Origin of the sequence: Curtobacterium sp. MR_MD2014, from assembly GCF_000772085.1 — a bacterium.
Lineage (GTDB): Bacteria > Actinomycetota > Actinomycetes > Actinomycetales > Microbacteriaceae > Curtobacterium.
Genome location: NZ_CP009755.1, coordinates 1,760,312 through 1,785,835 on the forward strand (window position 1 = coordinate 1,760,312; position 25,524 = coordinate 1,785,835).

Consider the following 25,524-nt stretch of genomic DNA (forward strand, 5'->3'; position numbering starts at 1 on the left):
CAGTGCGAGTGGTGGGGGTCCGGTGGCTGCTGCGTCCGGCACTCCCCGTCGAGTGATTGGGGCCGAGCATAGTGAGCCGGATCGTCGCGACGCGATCGCGCAACGAGTCGAGTTCGCGAAACTGCACGAACGTGCACGAGCGGTGTGCGGTCCGGCATCCCGCACCGGGGCCCCGCGAGCATGGTCCTGCACGAACGTGCACCGGAGACGAACGGGCGGTCGCTGTAGGGTGAACGCACTCCGGTCGACGACGGCGGTGTGGATCCGCCCGCGGTCGACCCCCGTCCTCGTGGAGGTCCGTCATGAAGAAGCTCATCAACGATCCGCACGACGTCGTGACCGAGACCGTCCGTGGGTTCGCCCGGGCGCACGAGGGGCACGTCGTCCTGGTCGAGGACCCGATCCACCTGCACCGCGCCGACGCCCCCGTCCGCGGCAAGGTCGGCATCGTGAGCGGCGGCGGCAGCGGGCACGAGCCGCTCCACGCCGGGTTCATCGGCCACGGCATGCTCGACGCAGCCGTGCCGGGGCCGGTCTTCACCAGTCCGACCCCGGACCCCATCGTCGCCGCGACGAAGGCGGTGGACGGGGGAGCGGGCGTGCTCCACATCGTGAAGAACTACACCGGCGACGTCCTCAACTTCGAGACCGCGGCGGAGCTGGCCGAGCTGGAGGACATCCGCGTCGAGTCCGTCGTCGTCGACGACGACGTCGCCGTGCAGGACTCGCTCTACACGGCAGGACGCCGCGGCGTGGCCGGCACCGTCGTGGTCGAGAAGTGCGCCGGCGCCGCAGCCGAGCGCGGCGACGACCTCGACGCCGTCGCGGCGGTCGCCCGCCGCGTCAACGAGGTCACTCGGTCGATGGGCCTGGCCCTGGGCTCCGGCACCGTCCCGCACGCGGGGGAGCCGTCCTTCACGCTCGCGGACGACGAGGTCGAGCTCGGGATCGGCATCCACGGCGAGCCCGGCCGCGAGCGCATCCCGATGGCTCCGGCCGACCAGCTCGTCGACCGCGTGCTCGAACCGGTGCTCGCCGACCTCGACGCGCCTGCAGGCTCGCAGCTGCTGCTCCTCGTGAACGGGATGGGCGGGACCCCGCTGTCCGAGCTCTACATCGTCTACCGGCGCGCCGCCGAGGTCCTCACGGACCGTGGCCACCACGTCGCGCGTAGCGTGGTCGGCGACTACGTCACGTCCCTCGAGATGCCGGGCTTCTCGATCACCGTCACGGTGCTCGACGAGGAGCTCACGGCACTCTGGGACGCCCCGGTGGAGACCCCGGCGCTGCGCTGGGGTCGCTGACCACCGTCCACCATCCAGGAAGGAACACGAATTGGCGCTCGACACCGCATGGGCCATCGACTGGGTGCGCCGCACCGCCGCGACGATCGACGACCACCGCGCCGAGCTCGTCACGCTCGACCGTGAGATCGGCGACGGCGACCACGGGGAGAACCTCGACCGCGGGTTCCGCGCCGTGCTCGAGACCGTCGACGGCGGCTCCTTCGACACCCCCGGCGCGGTCTTCAAGGCCGTCGCGACGAAGCTCATCTCGACGGTGGGCGGTGCCGCCGGTCCGCTCTTCGGGACCGCCTACCTGAAGGCCGCCCAGGCGGCCGGCGACGCGACCGAGCTCGACGCCGACACGCTCGTGGCCGTGCTCACCGCCGCACGCGACGGTGTCGTCTCCCGTGGCAAGGCCGAGGTCGGCGACAAGACGATGGTCGACGCGTGGTCTGCGGCCGTCGACGCCGCGACCGCCGCTGCGGCGGCCGGCGACGGGCCGGAGCGCGTGCTCGAGGCCGCCGCCGACGCCGCCGTGACCGGCGCCGAGTCGACCGACCCCCTCGTCGCCCGCAAGGGCCGCGCCAGCTACCTCGGGGAGCGGGCGATCGGACACCGCGACCCCGGTGCGCAGTCGACGGCGTACATCCTGCGCGCAGCGGTGGACGCCGCGTGACCGTCGGGATCCTGGTCGTCTCGCACAGCGCGGCGATCGCGACCGGCACCGTCGAGCTCGCCCGCCAGATGGCCGCGGACGTCCCGATGGTGGCCGCCGGCGGCACGGACGACGGCGGCATCGGGACGTCCTTCGAGGCGATCGCCGACGGCATCCAGGAGCTCGCGCCGGCGGACGCCGTCGTCGTGCTCTGCGACCTCGGCTCCGCCTACCTGACCACCGACACCGCACTGGACTTCCTCGACGAGGCCGACCGCGACCGGGTGCACGTCTCGCAGGCCCCGCTGGTCGAGGGCACGGTGGCCGCGGCGGTCGCCGCGCAGACCGGCGGCGACGTCGACGCCGTCCTGGCCGCTGCGTCATCGGCCGCACGGTCCGCGGACGACGACGAGAGCGCCTCCGACCCGACGGGGGACCGGCCGGGAGGCACGACACCCGTCGACGACGCGGATCCGAGCGACGGGGCGGTCACCGAGACCGTCGAGCTGGTCAACGAGAGCGGGCTCCACGCCCGTCCGGCGGCCGAGTTCGTGAAGACCGCGGCGAAGCACGAGTCCCGTGTCCGCGTGAACGGCGTCGACGCGAAGAGCCTCCTCGCGATCATGGCGCTCGCGCTGCCGCAGGGTGCGAGCGTGACGATCGAAGCGGTCGGACCCGACGCGCAGGAGGCCGTGGACACGCTCGTCGCGCTCGTCCGCTCCGGCTTCGGCGAGTGACGAGCGCCGCCGCGCGCGCCGAGGGGGCGGGCGCGGCGGAGGTGCTCAGCGTCCGGGTGTCACGAACTCCTGCAGCCCGGTGACCCGGAGCAGGTCCAGCTTCGCGGCGTCCTCGCTGCCGGGCACCGCCGTGTAGACCACGATCCGCAGGTCGCTGCCCGGCACGCTGAGCACGTCGCAGTCGATCTCCACCGGGCCGACCGGGGTGTGCACGACCTTGCGACCGGTCCGGTGCTCGGCGATGCGCCCACCGTGCCAGCGCCGCTCGAACTCCGGGGACGCACGGCGCAGCCGTGCCACCAGCTCCGCGAGACGCCGATCCGCCGGGTACCGGCCCAGGGCGGAGCGGAGGTCGGCGACCAGGTCGCTCGAGAAGTCCTCCTGGTGGGGGTCGTCCCACTCGACGCCGTCGTGCCCCTGCGTGAAGTGCCGCCACACGAGGTTCGCCTCGAGGCCCGTCCAGCGCCCGGGGTCGCCGGAGACCGTGGCCCAGAGGTCGTTCCACAGCACGATGTCGTGCGCCGCCGTGAACACGGCCAGCGGGACGTCCCCGAGCCGGTCGAGCATGCGGTGCACGCCGGGCGGGACGTGGCGGGGGACCTCGCCCCGCGAGGGCACCGCGGCGCCCGCGACCCGGAACAGGTGGTCGCGTTCGGCCTCGGTGAGCCGGAGCGCGGTCGCGAGTGGAGCCCGGCGGTGCGCCGGCCCGGCCCCGCCGGCAGTCCGACCTCGGCCGGACGCACCCGGTCACGCCAGGCGCGCAACACCTCCGCGAACTCGCTCATGCGACCATCATCACCCGGTTCGGGCAGGCGGTCCTGGTACTGCCGGTCCCACCGTCGACCGGTGCCTGGGAACCCGACGGCGACGCGGGCATCGTGGACGGCATGACCACCACACTCATCACCGGGGCCAACCGTTCGCTCGGCCTCGAGACCGCACGCCGACTCGTCGAGGCCGGGCACACCGTGTACGCCGGCATGCGTGACCCCGCCTCCGGGGACGAGGCGCGCGCCCTCGGCGCGCACGTCGTGGCGCTCGACGTCACCGAGCAGGCGAGCGTCGACGCCGCGCTCGCGTCACTGCCGGAACTCGACGTGCTCGTGAACAACGCGGGGGTGCTCGGGACCGCGTTCGGCGTCGACGACCTCGACGCGGACGCGATGGCCGACGTGCTCGACACGAACGTCGTCGGGGTCGTCCGGGTGACGCAGGCGGCCCTGCCGCTGCTGCGTCGCTCGTCGAACCCGGTGATCGTCAACGTCGCGTCCGGCGTCGGCTTCGCGCGCTGGCTCATCACGCCCGGTCGCGACGAGCACCCGGTCCCCGCCGTGCCGTACGCGGCGTCGAAGGCGGCGCTCATCGCCGCGACGGTGCAGTACGCGAAGAACCTGCCCGGGTTCCGCGTGAACGCGACCGACCCCGGCTACACCGCGACCGCGTTCAACGGCTTCGGCGGGCACCAGACCGTCACGGAGGGCACGGACGCGACGGTGGCGCTCGCGCAGGTCGGCCCGGACGGACCGACGGGGGAGTTCCACGACCGGACCGGCCGCATCGAGTACTGACCGGGCGGCGGACGGGAGGCACGTGGCGGGTCCGCCACGCGCCTGCCGTCGGTCGGTCTGCCAGGATGACGGCATGCGCGCAGTCCGGTACGACCGCTTCGGTTCCATGCCCGTCATCGTCGAGCTCCCGACGCCGGAGGCACCCGTCGACGGCGTCGTCGTCACCGTCCGTGCGACCGGGGTGTGCCGGAGCGACTGGCACGCGTGGAAGGGCCACGACGACTCGGTGTCGTTGCCGCACGTGCCGGGCCACGAGTTCTCGGGGACCGTGTCGGCCGTCGGCGACGACGTCACCGGCTTCGCCGTCGGCGACCGGGTGACCGCGCCGTTCGTCTTCGCCTGCGGTACGTGCGAGCAGTGCCGCGACGGGGCCACGCAGGTGTGCACCCGGCAGCAGCAGCCCGGGTTCACGCTGCCGGGCTCGTACGCCGAGGCGGTGGTGGTGCCGCACGCCGACGTGAACCTCGTGGCGCTGCCCGACGAGGTCGGCTTCGCCGAGGCGGCGGGGCTCGGCTGCCGGTTCGGCACCGCGTACCACGCGCTGCACGCACGGGGTCGGGTCGCCGCAGGGGAGTGGGTCGCCGTCTTCGGCTGCGGCGGTGTCGGACTGTCCACCGTGCTGGTCGCCGTGGCAGCGGGCGCACGCGTGGTCGCCGTCGACGTCTCGCCGGCAGCGCTCGAGCGGGCGGCGGCACTCGGCGCGACCACGCTGCCGATGGGCGAGGACGTGGCGGCGACGGTGCACGGTGTGACCGGAGGGGGCGCGCACGTGTCGGTGGACGCCTACGGCAGCCGGGCGACCTCGCTCGCCGCGGTGGGCTCGCTCCGTCCGCGCGGTCGGCACGTGCAGGTCGGCCTGTTGCTCGACGACGAGGCCGTGCCGGTCATCCCGATGGGCAGGGTCATCGCCGACGAGCTCGAGCTGCTCGGGAGTCACGGGATCGCAGTGGGGGAGTACGCCGCGATGCTCGACGACGTGGTCGCCGGTCGGCTCCGTCCCGCCGAGTCGATCGGACGGACGATCGGGTTCGGCGACCTGCCCGATGCGCTCGAGGCGATGGACCGGCCGGCGACCGGGTCGGGGATGACCGTGGCGGTGTTCTGAGACGCCGCCGTCCCGGTCGTCCGCGACCTGCGGACAGCCGGTGTGTCATCTGACATACTGCGGACATGACGTGGGGAAGCGGAACGGGCGTCGAGCTCGCGGAGCTCGCAGTGATCGACGACTGTCGGCTGACGGTGCCACCGCGCGTCGACCGGGCGGACGGAGTCGTCCGCTCCTTCGTGGCGCGGATCCCACCGGGGGCGTCGACGGGGTGGCACCGGCACGACGCCTGGCAGACGGGGATCGTCGCCCGGGGGCGACTGCGACACCGGACGGCCGACGTCGTGCAGTACCACGAACCCGGTCAGGTGCTCGTCGAGGCACCCTTCGTCGACCACGAGGCGACGAACGTGTCCGACGAGGAACTGGTGCTCGTGTTCGTCGCGGCGCAGGTCGACGACTGCCCGCTGGTCACGCCGAGACCTGCGCCCTGACGCAGGGCGGGGCGATCAGGGGAGCCGCACAGACGGGAGTCCGCCCGTCTCGAGTCACCTGAGTTGACATAATATGCATTATCGGCGCTCAGCGCTGAACAGCTATGCAGCCGGTGAACTCGCGTCCACGGACCGTTCTCGTCGCACGACGCGCCGCCGTTTGTCCGCCGTGGGTGCACGACATGCCGCTCACGATCAACGTGAACGGCATGTCGTGCGACCTGGGCGTCGTGACCGGCGGCGCATCGTGGCCGGATCCGCGGTGGCGTTGCGGGTCCGGCCGACCTGCGCGGTCGGCGGCGACGGCCGGGTCGTCAGTGCTCGGGCGTCTCGTCGCCGGTGGGCACGTCGTCGGCGTCGATCTCGAGGGCGGCCTGCTCGCTGCCGTCCTCCTCGACCTCGGAACGGTCGGTGTCCGGCTGCTCCGGCTGCTCGGCCTGGGTGGTCTCTTCTGCGGGGTCCGGCTGGCTGTACGTCATGGCGGGGACGCTACTCGGCACGGCCTGTGTCGGTCCGGGCGGTGCGGTCGTCGACGGTGACCGGACAGACGGACGGGAGGCGCGTGGCGGTGCCGCCACGCGCCTCCCGTCCGGTGGTGCTACTGGTTCTGCAGCATCTGCGTCGCCAGCACGGCGCCGAAGATCATGAAGATGATCGCGATGACGATGCCGATGACGCTCAGGACGATGCCGGCGAGGACCATGCCGCGGTTCAGGCCCCGGCGACGCGCGACGAAGCCGAGGATCAGGCCGACGATGCCGGCGATCAGACCGATGATCGAGAACAGGAAGCCGAAGACGACGGCGACGATGCCGAGCACCAGCGACCCGATGGCGAGGCCGTTGCCGCCGTTCGTCGCGGGTGCCGCGCCGGGCGTGTTCGGTGCCGGCGGGAAACCGTTCGTGGACATGGGAGCTCCTCGTGTCAGGGCCGCTGGCACGGGTTGCGTGCGGCCGTCAGCGCACACGGTAGGCGCTTCCTGCGAAGTGCGTTCACATCAGCTGTACGCACCTGGTGCTGCCGGATCAGACGGCACGGTGCTGCCGGACCAGGTCCGGGAGCTCCACCGGCTCGAAGGGCTCGTCGGTGGCGTCGAGCTCCTCGGCGGTCCACCACCGCGAAGCGAGGATGTCGACGCGCTCGTCGTCGGTCCACTCGGCATCGGACAGCTCGAACCCTGGCGTCCGGACGACGTAGAACTCGCTGTGGCCACGGTCGTGGTCGGCCAGGTCCCACTCGACCGTGAAGTCCCAGCTCCACACGGGGTCGCCCGGATCGTCGACGACGACGCCGGTCTCCTCACGGAGCTCGCGGACGGCGGCGTCGCGGTGCGACTCCCCCGGGTCCACGCCGCCACCGGGGGTGATCCACCGGTGCGCGTGGTCGGACGACGGCGACCGCGTGTCCATGAGGAACACGCGGCCGTCCGGGTCGAGCAGGAGGATGCGGGAGGTCAGACGGAGGCCGGGCTTCGCTGTCATCCGCCCGAGGCTACCCGTCGCGCCGTGCCCCGCCCCGTGTCAGGCCGTGAAGCCGCTCGTGTCACCGACGAGCTTCGTGTGGTCGGCCGGGATCGGCTCGACGGCGGCCAGGGCGATCTCGGCCGCGAACTCGGACACGCTGTAGAGCTTCCCGACCTCCTGGCGCCGACCCTCGATCGCACCGGGGTTCAGGCGGTTGAGCAGCGTCGCCGTGATGGTGCCCTCGATCATGTCGCCGGAGACGGTCACGAACTCGATGCCGGTGGCCTCGAGCTGCGGGATGAGCTCGCGCAGGGCGAGTTCGCCGGCGCGCTTGCTCTTGGCGACGGGGACGTACTCGTCCATCGTCTCGGCGGTCTCGACGAAGTGGGCCTGGTGGCTCGTCACGAAGACGACACGCGAGCCGGCCGGCATGTGCGGCACGGCGGTCTGCAGCATGTCGACCTGTGCGTCGCGGTTCAGGCGGAGTGCGTAGTCCTCCCCCAGGTCGGCCTCCATGCCGCCGGAGGCGTTGAGCACGAGCAGGTCGATCCCGCCCCACTCGGCCACGACGCGGTCGACCATCGCCTGGACGGAGTCGTGGTCGGTCAGGTCGGCAGCCACGGCGATCGCGGAACCGCCGGCAGCGACGACCTTCTCGACGATCTGCTCGGCGCGCCGGGCCTTGTTGCGGTAGTTCACGACGACCTTCGCGCCGGCCTCGGCCAGGTAGCCGACGGTGTCGGCGCCGATACCGCGCGACGACCCCGTGACGAGGGCGCGCTTGTCGGCGAGGGATCCGGGGGCGAGGGGGTTCGTCACGGGCGTGTTCTCCAGGTCGCTGCTGTGGCCGGTCGGCCGCCGACGAGCCTACCAACCACGCGGCCCGCGCCGGGCGAGCGTCGGCCGCACCCGCGCGGACCCGAGCGTGACTTGATATGTTGAACGGAGTTGGACCGGCCGTCGCGACGCTGCACGCCGGAGCGCGCGATGCAAGGGAGGGAGATCGCGTGAACATCGACTGGATCCAGACCGTCGTCTGGATCGGACTGACACTGCTGCTGGGCGTGGTCGAGATCTTCACGCTCGACTTCATCTTCCTGATGCTCGCCGCGGGCGCGGCCGGGGGTCTGATCGCAGCGCTGGTCGGCGCGCCGTGGTGGCTCTCCGCGATCATCGCGGCCGTCGTCGCACTCGTGCTGCTCTCGCTCGTCCGCCCCCGGCTGCTCGTGGCGCTCGGCCGGAACGCCGACCCGCACCGCACCAACATCGAGGGGCTGATCGGCCTGCGCGGCACCGTCGCGGTGGCCTTCACGTCGTCGTCCCCCGGGCAGGTCCGTCTCGCGAACGGCGAGACCTGGAGCGCCCGGCTCGCCGCAGGCTCCCCCGACCGCACACCACCGCTCGGCACCCCCGTGGTCGTCGAGTCCATCGAGGGGTCGACCGCGGTCGTCCGCCTCGGAGAAAGGGCCACCTCGTGACCATCTCAGCCGGGACGATCGCCCTGATCGTCCTCGTCCTCGTCGTCGTGATCTTCGTGATCGTCGTCCTGTCCCGCGCGATCCGGATCGTGCCCCAGGCGACGGCCGGGATCGTCGAACGACTCGGCAAGTACCACAAGACGCTCAGCCCCGGACTCAACATCCTGGTGCCGTTCATCGACCGGCTCCGCCCGCTCATCGACATGCGCGAGCAGGTCGTGTCCTTCCCGCCGCAGCCGGTGATCACCGAGGACAACCTGGTGGTCTCGATCGACACCGTCGTCTACTTCCAGGTGACCGACGCACGCGCCGCCACCTACGAGATCGCGAACTACCTGGGTGCGGTCGAGCAGCTCACCACCACGACGCTCCGCAACGTCGTGGGTGGCCTCAACCTCGAAGAGGCGCTGACCAGCCGCGACAACATCAACGGCCAGCTCCGGGTCGTCCTCGACGAGGCGACCGGCAAGTGGGGCATCCGGGTCGGTCGTGTCGAGCTCAAGGCGATCGAGCCGCCCGTGTCGATCCAGGACGCCATGGAGCAGCAGCTCCGCGCCGAACGGAGCCGTCGAGCCGCGATCCTGCAGGCCGAGGGCACCAAGCAGTCGGCGATCCTCGAGGCCGAGGGCCAACGGCAGGCCGCGATCCTCGCCGCCGAGGGTGACGCGAAGGCCCAGGTGCTCCGCGCCGAGGGTGAGGCGCAGGCCATCGCGACCGTCTTCGACGCGATCCACACCGGTGACCCGGACGACAAGCTGTTGTCCTACCAGTACCTGCAGACCCTGCCGAAGATCGCCGAGGGCACGGCGAACAAGCTCTGGATGATCCCGAGCGAGTTCACCGAGGCGCTGTCCGGCATCGCCAAGGGCTTCACCGGCGGGCGGACCGGCAGCGGTCCGGTCGCGGGGGCCGGTGGGGGCACGGACTTCCTGTCGCGCATCTCGAAGCTCGCGAACGAGAGCCTGGCGAACACCGCGACCGCGGACGGCGCGGCGGCGGCGAACCCCCGACCGGACGCCACCGCGGCCGACATCGTCCCGGACGCGGCGCTCGACGAGCGGCTCGAGGAGTCGAACCGCAGTGTCGACGCGCGCCTCGCCGCGGCCGACGAGGCCTCGCAGACCGCGCTCGGGGACGACCGCCAGCCGTAGGTCTCCCCGCACACGACGACGCCCGCCCCGGATCTCCCGGGGCGGGCGTCGTCGTGTCGGGGGTGGTGCTCAGGCGCCGCGACGTGCACGCAGGAACGCGAGACGCTCCTCCAGGAGCTCCTCGAGTTCCTCGCGCGAGCGACGCTCGAGCAGCATGTCCCAGTGGGTCCTCGGCGCCTTGACGTCCTCGGCAGCGACCTCGACGGGGATCCCGTCGTCGCCGAGCAGCCGTCCTTCGCGCCCCGTCCGGGGTTCCGACCACGTCTGCGGTACGTCCGCCTCGGCGGAGAAGACGACGTCGAACGTCTCCCCCGACTCGGTCTGGTAGACCGCGCGCTTCCGGTCGGAGAGCTCGACGCCCTCCTCGCTCTGGAGACTCTGGCTCCCGAGCCGCATCCCGCGGAGACTCCGATCAGCCATGTGTGTGCTCCTCTCGCTCGTCTGCCCTCCTCAACACTGTCCCACGCGGGATGCATCCCGACTGGGCGCATTCACAGAGCGTTCCCAGTGGGAGGTGGCGGTGTTCAGGAATCGCGGCGGAGCGACCGTGTCGATCGACGGCCCCACGGTGCGCACGCGAGCAGGGCGAGGAGGGCCCCGAGCGACACCAGGAGGGTGACCGACCCGGAGACGATCGTGGCGGGGGTCGTCCCGGTGCCGAGCGGCACGTCCGTGACCATCGAGGTCGCCGTGTACTCGGGGACGCGGTCGATGGTCCGCCCCGACGGATCGATGACCTGGGACGCACCGACCGTCGAGATGTTGACGAGCGAGCGACCGGTCTCGACCGCCCGGAGCCGGGCGATCTCGAGCTGCTGCAGGTTCTCGTCGGTCCCGGAGAAGTCGGCGTTGTTCGTCTGCGCGAGGATGACCTGCGCTCCCCCGCGAGCCATGTCGGACGTGAGTCCGTCGTCGACGATGTCGAAGCAGACCGCGATCCCCGCCCTGATGCCGGCGACGTCGAGCACGTTCGGCCTGGTGCCCGGCGTGTAGTCGCGCTGCAGCAGCCCGATGAGCGACGGCGCGAGCTTCGAGAAGAACCAGCGGTCGGGCACGTACTCGCCGAAGGGGACCGGACGTTTCTTGTCGTAGGACGACTGCCAGCCGTCGGCGGTCCACACGAACGACGTGTTGTGCAGGACGCCGGACGGTGTCTGCGTGATCGCCCCGGCGACCATCGGCGCCCCGACCGTGTCGACCACGGAGTCGAGGGCGCCTGCGACGGCCGGGAAGCGCCGCGGGTCGGCCTCGGCGGCAGCCTCGGGCCAGACGACCAGGTCGACACCGCGCGCCTCGACGTCGGTCGCGGCGACCTGCGCGGCCAGGACCTCGCCCGGCTGGGCGCGGTCGAAGTACCCGGCCGGACCGTTGCCCTGCACGGCCTCGACACGGATGCTGCCGTCGACGCGGGTGGGCCAGGCGGGCACGGCCAGGACCACGGCGACCAGGAGCCCGGCGGTGGCGACGCGCGTGGACGCGGCGACGCCCGAGCCGGGTGTGCGAGGCACGACGAGCGCGAGCGACAGCACGACCGCGACGCAGTAGACGACGAGGAACGTCACGCCGAGCACGCCCACGTACGCCGCGAGGTGCGTGAAGGGTCCCTGTGACTGGGACAGCCCGACGCGCCCCCACGCGAAGCCTTCGTACGGCCAGCTGCCGGAGAACCACTCGCGTCCGGTCCAGAGTCCGGCGACGACGGCCGGGAGGCCCCACACCCGCCAGGCGGTCGACGGCAGGACGCGCGCGACCCAGCGGTACGCGAGGGCGATCGCCACGCTGCCGAGGGCGAAGTACGCGGCCTCGAACAGCGCGAGCGCCAGCCACGGGACCGGCCCGAGGTACCGCCCGGCCCAGGAGATCGCGGGCAGCCAGAAGGCCGCGCCGGCCACGTACCCGAGCCAGGCTGCACGTCGGGCGCGCTGCCCCATCGCGGCGAGCAGCATGCAGGCCATCGCCGGGTAGGCGAGGAACCACCAGCCCGGGGACGGGAACGACAGGGCGAAGAGCAGGCCGCCGACGACCGCGAGCGGGAACGCGAGGCGCAGCGGCAGCGCGGCGAACTCGTCGCGCCGCCCGTCCTGCAGGACCCCGGACCTGACACGGGACACCGTCGACGCCCGCGAGTCGGCGCGGACGACGCGGCGTCCCGCGGTGGAACCGCCGGTCTGCGGGCGCGTGGCCGCGTCGGGGACGTGCACCGGGCCTCCCGTCAGACCGTCGCGTAGGCGACGATGCCGCGGCGCACCGCGTCCGTCGCCCGTCGCGCGGTCTGGGCGAGCTCCTCGTCGCCGGCGTTCCTGACCTGGTCCAGCAGGTCGATGACCTGCTTCGACCAGCGCACGAAGTCGCCCGCGGGCATGTCCAGGGTCCGGAGCACGTCGTCGAGCGCGGAGCCGGACGCCCAGCGGAACATGCCGACCGACATCGCCGGGGTCGGCGGCTGCGAACCAGCGAGCCGCGCGTCGCGCTCGATGTCGTCGAGCCGCGCCCAGATGGTCAGCGTCTCGTCGAGCGCCGGCCGGAAGGCTCCCCGGGGCAGGGCGTGCTCGGTCCCCGGGGCGTCCTCGCGCCGGGGCTGGTACACGATGGTGGCGGCCATGGCGGCGAGCTGCGCCGGGGTCAGTTCCTTCCAGACGCCGGCCTCGAGGCACTCGGCCACGAGCAGGTCGCGCTCACCGTAGATCCGCTGCAGGCGACGTCCGCCCGCGGCGACGGTCGCTTCGTCGTCCCCGGTGGCGACCAGGTAGCCGAGCTGCAGGAGCACGTCGGTGACCCGGTCGAACGTCGTCGCGACGGCGCCCGTGCGGGAGCGGATCTGCTGGACGAGCTTGTCGTTGGCGCGCTTGAGCTTGTACCAGCGCTCGGCCCAGCGGGCGTGCGCCTCGCGGTCCGGGCACGCGTGGCAGGGGTGGCGCTGCATCTGCCGACGGACCTCGGTGATCGCCGCCTGGCGCTCCTGCCGGGCGCCGTGCGAGGCCTCGCGACCGCCGGGGACGTTCGTGCGCTCGAGGTCCGACAGGCGACGGCGGAGCGCGGCGTACTCGGTGAAGTCGCCGAGGTGGCACTGCATCGCGCGCTGGTAGCCGTCGAGGGACTCCTGCTGCGACCGGACCTTACGTGCGAGGTCGACGACGGAACGGTCCGCCTGGAACTGCGCGAACGAGGTCTCGAGGACCTCGCGCGTCCGCTGCCGACCGAACTGCTCGATGAGGTTCACGGCCATGTTGTACGTGGGCTTGAACGACGAGTTGAGCGGGTAGGTGCGACGGCTCGCCAGCGACGCGACGGCCTGCGGGTCGAGGCCGTCCGACCACTGGATGACCGAGTGGCCCTCGACGTCGATGCCACGGCGTCCGGCGCGACCGGTGAGCTGCGTGTACTCCCCCGGCGTGATCGGCACCCGGGCCTCGCCGTTGAACTTCTCGAGCTTCTCGAGCACGACCGTGCGGGCCGGCATGTTCACGCCGAGCGCCAGGGTCTCGGTCGCGAACACGACCTTGAGGAGCTTGCGCTGGAAGAGGTCCTCGACGACCTCCTTGAACGCGGGCAGCAGGCCGGCGTGGTGTGCGGCCACACCGCGCTCGAGGCCCTCGAGCCACTCCCAGTAGCCGAGCACCGCGAGGTCCTCGTCGAGCAGGGTCCGGCAGTGGTACTCGGCCGTCTCGCGGATCTCGTTGCGCTCGTCGGCGGTCGTCAGCGAGATGCCGGACCGGAGGACCTGACGGACGCCCTGGTCGCAGCCGTTGCGGCTGAACACGAAGAAGATCGCCGGCAGGAGCATCCGCTCGTCGAGCACCTTCGCGATCTGCTCGCGGTACATCTTCTCGGTACGAGGGCCCCGGCGCTCGGGGTAGCCGCCGCGTCCGCGACGACCACGGTGGCCGCCGCCGTGCCGCTCGCTGCGCGAGGCGCCGCCGACGAGTCGGAGCAGCTCCGGGTTCACCCGGTTCGTGGCCGCCGCACCGCTCGAGTCGAACAGGTCGACCATCTTCGAGCCGACGAGCACGTGCTGCTCGAGCGGGACCGGCCGGTCCTCGGACACGATGACGTCGGTGTCGCCGCGGACGGTCTGCAGCCAGTCGCCGAACTCCTCGGCGTTGGACACCGTCGCGCTGAGGGAGACGAGCCGGACCTCGGTCGGCAGGTGCAGGATCACCTCTTCCCACACCGCTCCCCGGAACCGGTCCGCCAGGTAGTGGACCTCGTCGAGGACGACCCACGCCAGGTCGTCGAGCAGGTCGGAGTCCGCGTAGATCATGTTGCGGAGCACCTCGGTCGTCATCACGACGACACGGGCCCGCGGGTTGACGTTCGTGTCGCCGGTGAGGAGCCCGACCTCGGACTCGCCGTAGTCGGCCACGAGCTCGTTGTACTTCTGGTTGCTCAGCGCCTTCATCGGCGTCGTGTAGAAGACCTTCGCGGTCGGCTGCCGCATGGCGAGCCAGATCGCGAACTCGGCGACGATCGTCTTGCCGGCACCGGTCGGTGCGGCGACGAGGACGCTCCGGCCCTGGTCGAGTGCGTCGCAGCCGGCGACCTGGAACGGGTCGAGGTCGAAGCGCAGGTCGGAACGGAACAGCTCGAGGTTGCGCGAGCGGTTCCGGACCTTCGCCGCCTGGTAGCGCTCGGCGGCAGTGGGTCCGGCGGTCATCAGCGTGCGTACTCCTCGTCGAGCTTCGCCTGCTGCTTCGCCAGCCTGCGGTCGTGGAGCCAGGTCACGAGACACGCTGCTGCGTAGAGCACCGTCATCGGGATCGCCAGCAGGAACATCGAGATGACGTCGGCCGACGGGGTCACGATCGCGCAGAACACCAGGATGCACACGATCGCGACGCGCCACGACCTGATGATCGAGCTGGCCGACAGCACCCCGACGAAGTTCAGCAGCACGAGGAACACCGGCAGCACGAACGCGATGCCCACGGCGACGATGAGCTTGATGACGAAGTCGTAGTACGCCTTGGCGTCGACGATCGACGTGTCCTGCGCCGACACGAAGCTGCCCAGGATCCCGACGATGTGCGGCAGGACGTACCAGCCGAACCAGCAGCCCGCGAAGAACAGCGGGATCGCGGTGCCCAGGAACCCGAACACGTACTGCTTCTCGCGCCGCACCAACGCCGGGACGATGAACGCCCAGACCTGGTAGAGCCAGACGGGGCTCGAGATGACGACACCGATCGTGATCGCGATCTGCAGTCGCAGGTCGAACGCGCCGGTGATCTGGGGGAAGTTCAGCTCGGCCGTGTGGCCGCCGACCTCGGCCAGCTGGGTGACCGGCTGCCGCAGGGCATCGAGCACGAACGGGGTGAGGAACCACCCGCCGACCGCGCAGAGCGCGACCGCGACGACGGCCTTGAAGAGACGGTTCCGCAGCTCGATCAGGTGCTGCCCGAGCGACATGCGACCCTCGGTGTCCTTCTCCGGACGGCCTGGTCGCCTCGCTCGCCCGCTCGCGGTCGTCGAAGCCATGGCCCGATCCTACGGGACCGGGGCCGACAGTCGGGCCGTCGGCGGCGGACCCACAGGCGGACGACCGGACGGGAGGCGCACGTCGGGCCCGCCCCGTGCCTCCCGTCCGTCAGGGTGCGCGGCGGGCGCGGTGCGCGCGCTACTCGGCGGCCAGGGCTGCTTCGGCGAACGCGCGGACGGCGGCACGGGCCGCCGGCGGGTCGAGGACGACCGCGCGGCCCGGCAGGCCGGCCACCAGCCGGACGACCCCGTCGAAGCCGTTCGATGCCGCGAGCCGGATGCGGACGCGGCCGTCTGCGTCCTCGGCGTCGGCGGTGTCCGCCAGGAAGTCCGCGACGAGGGGCAGCGCCGAGCAGTCGAGCTCCACCGTGACGATGACGTCGCCGCCGGACTGCTGGAAGAGCGTGTCCGGGATCACGACGTCGCCGATGGTCTTCTCGGCCGGGCGGTCGTCCACGCGCACGCTCGTCATCCGGTCGAGCCGGAAGGTCCGGAGCGCCTGCCGGTCGAGGTCCCAGGCACGCAGGTACCAGTCGGTGTCGATCGACTCGACGCGGAGCGGGTCGACACGGCGGGTCCCGCCGCGGGTGCGCGGCCCGGCGTACTCGAACGCCAGACCACGACCGTCGGCGACGGCACGGCGGATGGTGGCGAGCGCCGCGTCGTGCAGGTCCTGACCGACCGCGACGTTCGACGCCGCTCCCCCGGCACCGCGGGAGAGCTTCGCCATGAGGGACCGGATCGCGTCCCGGTCGGCGGCCTCGGGCAGCGCGGACAGGTACTGCAGGCCGGCGATCAGGGCCGAGGCCTCACGCGCCGACAGCCGGGGCGAGTCGTCGATCGCCACGAGGTTCGTCAGCACGATCATGTCGTTCTGCTCGAAGTCGTCCCAGGCGATGTCGAACAGGTCACCGTGCTGGTACTGCATCGTCTCGCCGGGCACCCCGGACACCGCGATGAGCTCGACCGCACGGCGGATGCGCTGCTCGGGGACGCCGAAGTGCCGTGCGGCCTCGGCCACGGACACGCGCTCGTGGTCGATGAGGTACGGCACGAGGACGAGCAGGAACGCGAGCTTGTCCTGTGCCTGGAGCGGTTGCTGGTCAGGCACGGGTACCTCCGGCGTCGGCGGTCTGGTCGGCGTCGGTGGTCTGGTCTGCGTCGGCTCGGCCGGCCTCCGCGTGGTCGGCGACGAGGGCGCGCAGGCGGGCGACCACGAGCTCGCGGACCGCGGCGGGCTCGAGCACCCGGACCTCGGGACCGAAGGCCGCCAGTTCCTCGGCGAGGATCTGCGGGTCGACGTGGTGCACGACGAGCACGCCGTCGTCGTCGACCTCGGTGCCGCGTCGACGCTGGAGCCGGCGCTCGGCATCGGAACCGGGCACGACCGCGATCCGCGCCGTCCGTTCGGCCCACACCCGGTCCAGCTCGGTCAGGGCACGCTCGGCGGCGCCGGCGGGAGCGGGGTGCTGCCCGACCTGGTGCACGCTGACCGGCCCGACGATCCGCGAGAGCAGGTAGTTCTTCGTGCCGCCGGTGGAGAACTCGTGCGCTGCGAGCATCCAGCGACCGCCGTGCTGCACGAGCGCGAGCGGTGCGAGGTCACGTCGGCGGGGCGCGTGCTCGCCCGGCGTGATGTAGTCGAAGCGCACGGCAGCGCCACGGTCGAGCGCTGAACGCAGGGGCTCGAACGCGGTGTCACGGGCGCGGAGCCGGGGCGAGTAGGCGGCCATGCCGGCGACGCCCTGCGCCGTGGCCGTCCCTCCGTCGTCGGCACCGGCGGACCGGACCTTCAGCAGCGCCCGTCGTGAGTCGGTGGACAGTGCGCCCTCGCGCCAGGCCATCGCCGCGAGCGACAGCAGCGCGGACTCGTCCGGGGTGAAGCGGACGTCGAGCGGCAGGTCGTACTCGCCCTTCGGGATGCGGTACCGGAGCGTCTGGTTGTTGCCGGCGGCACCGGGCGTCTCGATCGTCTCGAGCGGGATGCCGAGGTCGCGGACGTCGTCCTTGTCGCGCTCGAACTGCCGCTCGAGCGACGCGTTGTCCCCACCGGACGTGTACCGCTGCCGGTAGCCCTGCACGTTGGCCAGGATCTCCGCCTTGGTCAGCCCGGCCTCGGTCGAGAGCAGCGCGAGCACCAGGCTGAAGAGCCGCTCCTCGGCGGGGACGCGGGGGGCTCGGGTGGCTGGCACGAGCCCGATCCTACGGCAGCGCGGGTGCACCGGAGTGCACCCGCGCGCGGTCGGTGGACGGACCGTCGAGGGTCAGGCGGGCATCTTCCCGAGCACGTCGATGACGTACGCGGTGGTGCCGTCCTGCTGGTGCACGATCGCCAGGACCTGGTCCCCGACACGGTGGCCGAGGACGGCGTTCCGCACGCCGTCGATGACCTGGCCCTTCGCGAGCGGGATCGCCTGTGCGCCCGATCCGTCGGTCCAGCTCGAGCCGACGACGGACGAGTCGCCGTTGTTGCCGGCCCACGAGACGGCCGTGTACTTGATGACCGCGGTGTCCTTCGCGGTGAGCTCCGCCCCGGACCCCTTGCGGAGCAGGTGCAGCGCGTCGTCCTTCGGGGCGCTCCACGACGGGATCGTGATGCCGGGCGCACCCGACGGCGCGAGGACGACGGCGGGCATGCCGTCGCCGGCGAGCTGCGGCGTGCCGGTCGCCCGGGCGTCGAAGGCCTGCTTGACGTCCATGACCGCGATCACGGCGTCCTCGGCCTTGCGCGACGTGCCGGATCCGGCGGTCGCGCTCCCGCTCAGCTCGCTCTTCGGCAGGGCGACGGCGAGCCGGTCGCCCACGTGGGCGCACTCGAGCGCGGTGCCCAGGGGGCCGTAGTTCGCAGCGCCCGCGGTGATCGGGGCGGTCTGCCCGGAGTACCCGCTGGTCTGCGCGACCTGACCGGTGCTGCCGTCGACGAGGGTGTACTCGACGAGGACCGGCGTCCCCTCCTCGATCTGGCGGCCGTCGCCGGAGCGCAGGACCGACACCTGCGTGTCCGTCGTGGTCAGCCCGGACGGCACCGACACCTTCGGCTCCTTGCCGAACGCACCGGACGCCGTCACCGCTGCCGACGCGGCACCGGGAGCCGGGCAGGAGGACGCGGTCGTACCGGCCCCGCTGGCGGCGCACCCCGTCAGGGACGCGGCGAGGCCGATGGTGACCAGGAGTGCGGGGATGGTGCGCACGGACCCTCTTTCCGTTCGGTGCTGGACGGGCATGCGTAGCCTAGCGGTCGCCGTCGGCGGCATCGTGCGAGGCATCCGGGGTGCCTTCGGCGCCGCCGTGCGCGATCCCCTGCGCGTCCGTCCCGGCCTCGGCAGCGGCGACCCTGCGGGCCTGGGCCGCTGCCTGACGGGCGACCTTCCGGAGCTTCTTGTCGCTGGCGGACCGCTCGCCGACGGCGCCGGGGGTCCAGGCCTCGACGTCCTCGTCCGAGAACTCGGCCTTGCCTGCACGACGCTTCAGGTTCGGCAGCACGACGCCGTCGGCGAGGCGTCGGGCGGTCACGAGGAACCCGGTGTGGCCGACCATCCGGTGGTCCGGACGGACGGCGAGACCCTCCACGTGCCAGGTGCGCACGAGGGTCTCGCTCGACTGCGGGTCCGTGAAGCGCCCGGTGTCCCGCAGCGCCTCGGCCGTGCGGGACAGCTGCGTGACGGTCGCCACGTAGCAGACGACGAGCCCGCCGGGGACGAGCGCGTCCGCCGCGGCGTCGACGCACTCCCACGGCGCGAGCATGTCGAGGACCACGCGGTCGATGCTCTGCGGTCCGGTGGCGCCGGGGAGCTCCTCGACGAGGTCGCCGACGGTCACCGACCAGTTGTCCGGCACGGCGCCGAGGAACGTGCCGACGTTGCCGCGCGCGATGGCGGCGAACTCCTCGCGGCGCTCGAACGACTGCAGCCGGCCGGTCGGGCCGATCGCCCGGAGCAGGAAGAGCGAGAGTGCTCCCGAGCCGACGCCGGCCTCGACGACCCGGGCGCCCGGGAAGACGTCCGCGAAGGCGACGATCTGGGCGGCGTCCTTCGGGTAGACGATGGCCGCGCCGCGGGGCATCGACATCACGTAGTCGTTGAGGAGCGGCCGGAGCGCGAGGTACTCGTCGCCGGTGCTCGCCCGGATCACGGAGCCGTCGGGCTGCCCGATCACGTCGTCGTGCCGGAGCACGCCGCGGTGGGTGTGGTACTCGCCGGCGGTCTCGAGCGAGAGCGTCGTGAGCTTGCCCTTCGGGCCGGTGAGCTGCACGCGGTCACCGGCGCGGAACGGACCGCGCGGCGGGGTGTGCGGGGCGCCACCGGCGGTGTGCGGCAGGGCGACGACGTCGTCCTGCGAGGGCTGCTGGGTCTGCTCGGTCATCGGCTCGCCGTCTCGGTACGGGCCGCGAGGGCCGGGCTGGTCAGTTCGACGAGGCGGTCGACGTCCACGTCCGCCAGCGTCGTCAGGTGCACGTCGCCACCGGAGATCTCGGACAGCGGCACGATGTGCTCGACCGCGACGGTGACGGCGCCGGAGGCCACGGCCGAGGCGACCCCGGTGGCCGAGTCCTCGATCGCGACGCACGCGGTGGGGTCGACCCCGAGCTGCGCCGCCGCGGCCAGGTAGGCGTCCGGGTGGGGCTTCGGACGGTCGACGTCGTCGCCGGCGACGACCACGCGGAAGCCACGTGCCCCGAGGGCGTCGGCGGTGACGAGCGCCATCGTGCGGCGGGACATCGTCACCAGCGCGGTCGGGATGCCGCGGTCGTGCAGCTCCTCGACGAGTTCGCGGGCGCCGGGACGCCAGGGGAGCTCACCGCCCTGCAGGCGCTGCGTCACGTAGTCGGTCATCCACAGGACGATCTCCTCGACCTCCATGTCGACGCCCCGGTCGCGGAGGATCTCACCCGACCGCTCGAGCCCGCTCCCGACCAGGGAGAGGCCGTCCTCGTGGGTCCACTCGGCGCCGTACCGGTCGGTCAGCTCGACCTGGGACTGCTGCCAGATCGGTTCGGTGTCGATGATCGTGCCGTCCATGTCCCACAGCACGGCTGCGGGGAGGACGCGTTCGGGGTGCTGGGCGGTCACGGGCGACGAGTCTACCGGGGCACCGACCGGCGCCGCGGTTCCGCTCGGGGCGGACGGAGGGGTGCCTGCGGGCGGCTCCGGCATATCCTGGGTGATCGACCGTGTCCGGCCGCGCGCGATCACCGTGCGCGCCCCGCTCCACCACCAGGAGGCCCCTCCGTGCCACAGCACTCCCCCTTCAGCGACGGCCGACTGCTCGTCGTCGCCTTCGAGGGCTGGAACGACGCCGGCGAGGCTGCGAGCGGCCTCGCCCGCCGGATCGTCGACGCGCTGGAACTCGACGAGCTGCGTGAGATCGACGGCGAGCGGTACGTCGACTACCAGTTCAACCGGCCGGAGGTCGGCACCGCCGAGGACGGTTCCCGAGCCATCCGCTGGCCCCGCATCGTCCTGCACGGGCCCGGCGCCGAGGGTCGTCCGGTCATCGGTGCGGCCGGCTCCGAGACCGAGCGCGACGTGTTCGTCCTGGTCGGGCCGGAGCCGTCCCGGACCTGGCGGGGGTTCTGTGCGGAGGTCATCGACCTCGCCGACGTGTACTCGATCGACGCGGTGGTGTTCGTCGGCGCGATGCTGGCGGACGTCCCGCACACCCGACCGATCTCGGTGTTCGTGTCGAGCGAGAACGCCGGTGTCCGTGCGGCGTTCGACGTCGACCGGTCGACGTACGAGGGACCGACCGGCATCCTCGGCGTGCTCTCCGACGCGATGGACACCGCGGGGCTCACCACGCTCTCCCTGTGGGCCTCGGTCCCCCACTACGTGCACAACTCGCCGTCGCCGAAGGCCACCCTGTCCCTCCTCGACAAGATCGAGGAGCTCGCCGACGTCACGGTCCCGCGGGGCAGCCTGCTCGACGAGGCCACCGAGTGGGAGGAGGGCATCGACGCCCTCGCCGCCGACGACGAGGACATGGCGAGCTACATCGGCCAGCTCGAGCAGGCCCGCGACACGGTCGACTCCCCCGAGGCGTCGGGGGACGCGATCGCGCAGGAGTTCGAGCAGTACCTCCGCCGACGCGAGCGCAAGGACGGCAAGGACGGCGGCACCGCCGGCGGCGAGGGTCCGTGGCGGCCCCCGCAGCCGCCGCAGCAGTAGTCGCGACCACGGGACGGACGGGAGGCGCGGTGCCGGCTGGCACCGCGCCTCCCGTCCGTCCCGTGGTCGGCACGCGCTCCGGTCGCACGACGTGCCGCTCACCTCTGGGGTGAGCGGCACGTCGTGCGACCGCGACGGCCACCGGCGGCACGTCGCGCGACCGGGAGAGCGCCTGCCCGAGCCCCCGGTCTCAGGCCAGGCGGATGCCGAGCAGGGCGTCGACGAGGTCGACCAGCTCCGGTGTCGCGCGGGTCCGCGCGGCGATCGCGGTGTCGACCGCGGCGACCGCACCCGGCGTGTCGAGGTCGTCGGCGACACGCGCGCGGATGCGGGCGATCGCGTCGGCGGCGTCGTCCTCGTGACCCGGAGCGTCGCCGGACGCCCAGGCGTCCCACGTCGCGAGCCGGGTGGTCGCGCTCGTCAGTTCGCCGTCGAACCACTCCCAGTCGTCCGAGTACCGGTGCGACAGCAGTGCGAGCCGGACGGCCCGCGGGTCGGCGCCGTCGTCGAGCAGGCCGCGCACGGTGACGAGGTTGCCGAGCGACTTCGAGATCTTCGACCCCTGGTAGGCGATCATGCCGGTGTGGACGAAGGCGTTGGCGAGCGGCTGGTGCGCGAGCGCGGCGGCGTGCCCGGCGCTCATCTCGTGGTGCGGGAAGACGAGGTCGCTGCCGCCGCCCTGTACGCTGATCGGCAGGCCGAGCTTGTCGCCCGCGATCACGCTGCACTCGATGTGCCAGCCGGGTCGTCCCGGGCCGAGCTCGGTGTCCCAGCTCGGCTCCCCGGCGCGCTCGGCACGCCAGAGCAGCGGGTCGAGCGGGTCGCGCTTGCCGGCGCGGTCCGGGTCCCCGCCCCGCTCGGCCGACAGCACGAGCATCGTCTCGCGGTCCAGGCGGCTCTCGTCGCCGAGCGCCCACGCCTCGGTGGGGCGGTTCACGTCGAAGTAGACGTCGTCGCCCTCGGAGTCGTCGGTCGGCACGTCGTAGGCGTACCCGGTCTCCTGCAGGTACCCGACGGCCTCGGCGATGCGCTCGACCTCGTCGGTCACCGCGACGAAGTGGTCCGGCGGCAGGACGCGGAGTGCCTCCATGTCGCGGCGGAACAGGTCGATCTGCGACGCGGCGAGCTCGCGCCAGTCGATGCCGTCCCGCTCGGCGCGCTCGAGCAGCGGGTCGTCGACGTCGGTGGTGTTCTGCGCGTACTCGACCTCGAGCCCCGCGTCCCGCCAGGCGCGACCGAGCGTGTCGAACGCCAGGTAGGTCGCCGCGTGGCCGAGGTGGGTGGCGTCGTACGGCGTGATGCCGCACACGTAGAGCGTCGCGCCCTCCGCGCCGTGGGTCGGGTCCACGGGCCGCCCGGCCGCGGTGTCGTGCACCACGGGTCGGGGCGCGTCACCGGGGACGGACGGGACGGACGGGACCTGCCAGGCCCTCACGGCTGGATCACTCCGAGCGACAGCAACACGATGAGCACGATACCGAGTGCGATCCGGTAGACCACGAAGGGCATGAAGCTGCGCTTCGAGATGTAGTTCATGAACGCGGCGATGACGACGAACCCGACGACGAACGCGACGACGGTCGCCACCAGCGTGTCGACGAGACCGAAGGGCGCGCCGTGGTCACCGAGGCTCGTCGCGGCCTCGTAGAAGCCGGACAGGAAGACCGCGGGGACGGCGAGCAGGAACGCGAAGCGCGCCGCGGCCGGTCGGGTGTAGCCGAGGGCGAGTCCCATCGACACCGTGGCACCGGAGCGCGAGACGCCCGGGACGAGCGCCAGCATCTGGGCGACGCCGATGAGCAGGCCGTTCCGGAACGTCATCTGCTCGATCGGACGGACCTTGCGCCCGACGACGTCGAGCACGCCGAGCACGACGCCGAAGACGATGAGCACGATCGCCACGATCCAGAGCGACCGGAACGTGGTCTCGATGGAGTCCTTGAGCAGGAGTCCGGCGACCCCGATCGGGATCGTGCCGAGGATGACCAGCCAGCCGAGGCGGACGTCCGGGTCGCCCTGCGGCACGTCGCGCCGGAACACCGAGCGGAACCACCGCCCGACGATCCGGGTGATGTCCTTCCAGAAGTAGATCAGCACGGCCGTCTCGGTGCCGAGCTGCGTCACCGCGGTGAACGCGGCACCTGGGTCCTTCGCATCGGGCAGGAAGAGCCCGACGATGCGCAGGTGCGCGCTGGAGGACACGGGCAGGAACTCGGTGAGTCCCTGCACGAAGCCGAGGAAGATCGCCTCGAGGATGTGCATCGAGCGGGGCCTTTCGTGCCGGTCGTCGCGGGTTGCCGCCGAGGGGCGACCCGGCAATGTATCAGTACGTGGCGAGCAGGTCGCCGAGGACGCGCCGCCCGAAGGCGAGGGCGTCGAGGGGCACGCGCTCGTCGACGCCGTGGAACATCGCCGGGAAGTCGACGTCCTCCGGCAGCTGCAGCGGGACGAACCCGTACCCGGCGATCCCGAGCCGCGACATCGCCTTGTTGTCGGTGCCGCCGGACAGCAGGTAGGGCAGCACGGGCGCCCCGGGGTCGTGGCGCTCGAGCGTCCCGCGCACGGCGTCGACGAGGGGTCCGCCGAAGTCCTGCTCGAGGCCGACGTCCCGGTGCGTCATCACGACCTCGACGTCGTCGCCCGCGAGTTCCCGGACCCGCTCGAGCACGGTCTCCTCGTCGCCCGGCAGGCAGCGGAGGTCGACGAGGGCCTCGGCAGCGTCCGGGATCACGTTGTGCTTGTACCCGGCGCGGAGGACCGTCGGGTTGGTCGTCGTGTGCAGCGCCGCGTGGATGAAGCGCGAGGCGGACCCGGTCGCGAGGGCGACCTCGTCCGGCCCGGTCGTCACGGGGTCGACGCCGAGGAGCCGCGCGATCTCGCGGACCATCGCCTCGGTGGTGCCGGAGAGCCGGACCGGCCACTCCTCCGCTCCGATGCGCGCCACCGCGGCGGCCACCTTGGTCACCGCGTTGTCCCGCATCACGTGCGAGCCGTGCGCCGCGGTGCCCCGCGCGACGAGCTTGATCCACATCAGGGCCTTCTCGCCGGTCTGCAGCAGGTAGGCCCGCTGCCCGCCGAGGGTCACCGAGTACCCGCCGACCTCGCTGATCGCCTCGGTCGCGCCGGCGAAGACCTCCGGGTGCGTGTCGACGACGTGGTGGGCGCCGAGCACCCCGCCCGCCTCCTCGTCCGCGAAGAACCCGATGACGAGGTCACGCTCGGGTGCGCCCTGACCTTCGACCACGTCGCGCAACGCCGTCAGCATCATCGCGTCCATGTTCTTCATGTCGACCGCGCCGCGGCCCCAGAGCATGCCGTCGCGCACCTCGCCGCCGAACGGGTCCACCGTCCAGTTCGCGGGATCGGCCGGCACCACGTCGAGGTGCCCGTGCACGACGAGCCCCGGCTTGTCGGCGTTCCGCCCCGTCACACGGGCGACGACGCTCACCCGGCCCGGCTCCGACTCGAAGAGCTGCGGCGCGAAGCCCAGGTCGCGCAGCTCCGCCTCCACGTACTGCGCCGCCTCGGTCTCGCCGACCGACCTGCCCTCGCCCCAGTTCGTGGTGTCGATGCGGATCAGGTCCCGCGCGATGGCGGCGGTGGCCTCGAGGTCCGGCTCGGTCGGCAGGGCGTCGCTCATGCCACCAACGCTACCGGCAGCCCGCGACGCACCCGCGTACGCCCCCTGCTCGCCCGTCGTTCCGAAGGACTCGCCCGGGATGCGCGCCCGTGTTCATCGTGCGTTCAGAGCCGTGCTAGTGTCTTCTCTCGGCAGGAACGCCGGGAAAACAGCCCGGAACGACAGCCGAACAAGTGCAGAACACCCTGTCCGGGTGGCGGAATTGGTAGACGCGCTAGCTTGAGGTGCTAGTGCCCGTATTAGGGCGTGGGGGTTCAAGTCCCCCCTCGGACACAAGAAGAGAAGAGCCCCCTGGCCTGTCGGCGAGGGGGCTCTTCTCGTCCGTGCTCGCCCGGCGAGCATCGCGGGCCGATGACCCGATGCACGCG

26 protein-coding genes and 1 tRNA gene are annotated in these 25,524 nt (G+C 72.3%); 10 read left to right on the forward strand and 17 right to left on the reverse strand.

Going from position 1 to position 25,524, the window contains the following annotated elements; translation table 11 throughout:
- Positions 1–302: 302 nt before the first annotated feature.
- From dhaK to dhaM, 3 genes are read left to right on the forward strand one after another with little or no spacing between them, the layout of a single operon-like run.
- Positions 303–1,304 carry a dihydroxyacetone kinase subunit DhaK gene (gene dhaK / locus NI26_RS08115; RefSeq protein WP_066654323.1) on the forward strand — a complete coding sequence of 334 codons (1,002 nt, stop codon included), beginning with the start codon at positions 303–305 and terminating at the stop codon, positions 1,302–1,304.
- A 31-nt stretch (positions 1,305–1,335) separates the two neighbouring features.
- Positions 1,336–1,962 (forward strand): dihydroxyacetone kinase subunit DhaL, encoded by a 627-nt coding sequence (gene dhaL, locus NI26_RS08120; RefSeq protein ID WP_066654325.1) that lies wholly within the window; start codon positions 1,336–1,338, stop codon positions 1,960–1,962.
- A complete protein-coding gene (dhaM, locus tag NI26_RS08125) occupies positions 1,959–2,678 on the forward strand; it encodes a dihydroxyacetone kinase phosphoryl donor subunit DhaM (RefSeq protein ID WP_066654328.1) in 720 nt (239 codons plus the stop codon). Before dhaL ends, dhaM begins: the two co-directional genes overlap by 4 nt.
- Before the next feature lie 45 nt (positions 2,679–2,723).
- Here the strand turns inward: dhaM and NI26_RS08130 are convergent, their stop codons facing one another.
- Positions 2,724–3,245: an MmyB family transcriptional regulator gene (locus NI26_RS08130; RefSeq protein ID WP_235426329.1), complete on the reverse strand. Its 522-nt coding sequence runs from the start codon at positions 3,243–3,245 to the stop codon at positions 2,724–2,726.
- A 320-nt stretch (positions 3,246–3,565) separates the two neighbouring features.
- On the opposite strand from NI26_RS08130, the gene NI26_RS08135 reads away from it, so the two are divergent.
- The 3 genes from NI26_RS08135 to NI26_RS08145 all read left to right on the forward strand — a co-directional run bounded on the left by NI26_RS08135 (position 3,566) and on the right by NI26_RS08145 (position 5,785).
- Positions 3,566–4,246: an SDR family NAD(P)-dependent oxidoreductase gene (locus NI26_RS08135; protein ID WP_066658234.1), complete on the forward strand. Its 681-nt coding sequence runs from the start codon at positions 3,566–3,568 to the stop codon at positions 4,244–4,246.
- A gap of 73 nt (positions 4,247–4,319) precedes the next feature.
- Complete coding sequence (locus NI26_RS08140; RefSeq protein ID WP_066654332.1) at positions 4,320–5,351, forward strand: alcohol dehydrogenase catalytic domain-containing protein; 1,032 nt, start codon at positions 4,320–4,322, stop codon at positions 5,349–5,351.
- 65 nt (positions 5,352–5,416) lie between these two features.
- Positions 5,417–5,785, forward strand: a complete 369-nt coding sequence (locus NI26_RS08145; RefSeq protein ID WP_066654334.1) for a cupin domain-containing protein — start codon at positions 5,417–5,419, stop codon at positions 5,783–5,785.
- Positions 5,786–6,099: 314 nt separating this feature from the next.
- Here the strand turns inward: NI26_RS08145 and NI26_RS16890 are convergent, their stop codons facing one another.
- The 4 genes from NI26_RS16890 to NI26_RS08160 form a co-directional block, all read right to left on the reverse strand.
- Positions 6,100–6,264 carry a hypothetical protein gene (locus NI26_RS16890; protein ID WP_158407754.1) on the reverse strand — a complete coding sequence of 55 codons (165 nt, stop codon included), beginning with the start codon at positions 6,262–6,264 and terminating at the stop codon, positions 6,100–6,102.
- A gap of 119 nt (positions 6,265–6,383) precedes the next feature.
- Positions 6,384–6,695 carry a DUF4190 domain-containing protein gene (locus tag NI26_RS08150; protein ID WP_066654336.1) on the reverse strand — a complete coding sequence of 104 codons (312 nt, stop codon included), beginning with the start codon at positions 6,693–6,695 and terminating at the stop codon, positions 6,384–6,386.
- A gap of 115 nt (positions 6,696–6,810) precedes the next feature.
- Complete coding sequence (locus tag NI26_RS08155) at positions 6,811–7,266, reverse strand: NUDIX hydrolase (RefSeq protein ID WP_066654338.1); 456 nt, start codon at positions 7,264–7,266, stop codon at positions 6,811–6,813.
- A 39-nt stretch (positions 7,267–7,305) separates the two neighbouring features.
- On the reverse strand, positions 7,306–8,067 hold the full coding sequence (locus NI26_RS08160; RefSeq protein WP_066654340.1) for an SDR family oxidoreductase: 762 nt from the start codon (positions 8,065–8,067) through the stop codon (positions 7,306–7,308).
- 188 nt (positions 8,068–8,255) lie between these two features.
- Between NI26_RS08160 and NI26_RS08165 the strand changes: the two genes are divergently transcribed.
- Positions 8,256–8,726, forward strand: a complete 471-nt coding sequence (locus NI26_RS08165) for an NfeD family protein (RefSeq protein ID WP_066654342.1) — start codon at positions 8,256–8,258, stop codon at positions 8,724–8,726.
- The gene (locus NI26_RS08170) at positions 8,723–9,877 is read left to right on the forward strand and encodes an SPFH domain-containing protein (protein ID WP_066654344.1); all 1,155 of its coding nucleotides are present in this window, start codon (positions 8,723–8,725) and stop codon (positions 9,875–9,877) included. Before NI26_RS08165 ends, NI26_RS08170 begins: the two co-directional genes overlap by 4 nt.
- A 69-nt stretch (positions 9,878–9,946) precedes the next feature.
- Here NI26_RS08170 and NI26_RS08175 read toward each other — a convergent pair whose 3' ends face one another.
- The 9 genes from NI26_RS08175 to NI26_RS08215 form a co-directional block, all read right to left on the reverse strand.
- Positions 9,947–10,297 (reverse strand): RNA polymerase-binding protein RbpA, encoded by a 351-nt coding sequence (locus tag NI26_RS08175; protein WP_058727838.1) that lies wholly within the window; start codon positions 10,295–10,297, stop codon positions 9,947–9,949.
- Between the two features lie 104 nt (positions 10,298–10,401).
- Positions 10,402–12,078 carry an apolipoprotein N-acyltransferase gene (gene lnt, locus NI26_RS08180; protein WP_235426330.1) on the reverse strand — a complete coding sequence of 559 codons (1,677 nt, stop codon included), beginning with the start codon at positions 12,076–12,078 and terminating at the stop codon, positions 10,402–10,404.
- An 11-nt stretch (positions 12,079–12,089) separates the two neighbouring features.
- Positions 12,090–14,531: a DEAD/DEAH box helicase gene (locus tag NI26_RS08185; protein WP_066654346.1), complete on the reverse strand. Its 2,442-nt coding sequence runs from the start codon at positions 14,529–14,531 to the stop codon at positions 12,090–12,092.
- On the reverse strand, positions 14,531–15,283 hold the full coding sequence (tatC, locus tag NI26_RS08190) for a twin-arginine translocase subunit TatC (RefSeq protein ID WP_066654351.1): 753 nt from the start codon (positions 15,281–15,283) through the stop codon (positions 14,531–14,533). The genes NI26_RS08185 and tatC overlap by 1 nt, the downstream gene beginning before the upstream one ends.
- Before the next feature lie 208 nt (positions 15,284–15,491).
- Entirely contained in the window at positions 15,492–16,463 is a 972-nt protein-coding gene (locus NI26_RS08195; RefSeq protein WP_066654356.1) for a helix-turn-helix transcriptional regulator, read from the reverse strand.
- Entirely contained in the window at positions 16,456–17,544 is a 1,089-nt protein-coding gene (locus NI26_RS08200; protein ID WP_066654358.1) for a helix-turn-helix transcriptional regulator, read from the reverse strand. Before NI26_RS08200 ends, NI26_RS08195 begins: the two co-directional genes overlap by 8 nt.
- 72 nt (positions 17,545–17,616) lie before the next feature.
- On the reverse strand, positions 17,617–18,543 hold the full coding sequence (locus NI26_RS08205) for an FKBP-type peptidyl-prolyl cis-trans isomerase (protein WP_066654360.1): 927 nt from the start codon (positions 18,541–18,543) through the stop codon (positions 17,617–17,619).
- A 40-nt stretch (positions 18,544–18,583) separates the two neighbouring features.
- Positions 18,584–19,714 (reverse strand): tRNA (adenine-N1)-methyltransferase, encoded by a 1,131-nt coding sequence (locus tag NI26_RS08210; protein ID WP_066654362.1) that lies wholly within the window; start codon positions 19,712–19,714, stop codon positions 18,584–18,586.
- Positions 19,711–20,421 carry an HAD family hydrolase gene (locus tag NI26_RS08215; RefSeq protein WP_235426331.1) on the reverse strand — a complete coding sequence of 237 codons (711 nt, stop codon included), beginning with the start codon at positions 20,419–20,421 and terminating at the stop codon, positions 19,711–19,713. Before NI26_RS08215 ends, NI26_RS08210 begins: the two co-directional genes overlap by 4 nt.
- A 159-nt stretch (positions 20,422–20,580) precedes the next feature.
- On the opposite strand from NI26_RS08215, the gene NI26_RS08220 reads away from it, so the two are divergent.
- Positions 20,581–21,516: a proteasome assembly chaperone family protein gene (locus NI26_RS08220; RefSeq protein ID WP_066654364.1), complete on the forward strand. Its 936-nt coding sequence runs from the start codon at positions 20,581–20,583 to the stop codon at positions 21,514–21,516.
- A gap of 190 nt (positions 21,517–21,706) precedes the next feature.
- Here NI26_RS08220 and mshC read toward each other — a convergent pair whose 3' ends face one another.
- From mshC to NI26_RS08235, 3 genes are all read right to left on the reverse strand, one after another.
- A complete protein-coding gene (gene mshC / locus NI26_RS08225; protein WP_066654366.1) occupies positions 21,707–22,951 on the reverse strand; it encodes a cysteine--1-D-myo-inosityl 2-amino-2-deoxy-alpha-D-glucopyranoside ligase in 1,245 nt (414 codons plus the stop codon).
- Positions 22,948–23,778: an undecaprenyl-diphosphate phosphatase gene (locus NI26_RS08230; RefSeq protein WP_066654368.1), complete on the reverse strand. Its 831-nt coding sequence runs from the start codon at positions 23,776–23,778 to the stop codon at positions 22,948–22,950. The genes mshC and NI26_RS08230 overlap by 4 nt, the downstream gene beginning before the upstream one ends.
- A 61-nt stretch (positions 23,779–23,839) precedes the next feature.
- Positions 23,840–25,156 (reverse strand): M20/M25/M40 family metallo-hydrolase, encoded by a 1,317-nt coding sequence (locus NI26_RS08235; RefSeq protein WP_066654369.1) that lies wholly within the window; start codon positions 25,154–25,156, stop codon positions 23,840–23,842.
- Positions 25,157–25,343: 187 nt separating this feature from the next.
- Between NI26_RS08235 and NI26_RS08240 the strand changes: the two genes are divergently transcribed.
- Positions 25,344–25,429: transfer RNA gene (locus NI26_RS08240), tRNA-Leu, on the forward strand.
- Positions 25,430–25,524: the final 95 nt, after the last annotated feature.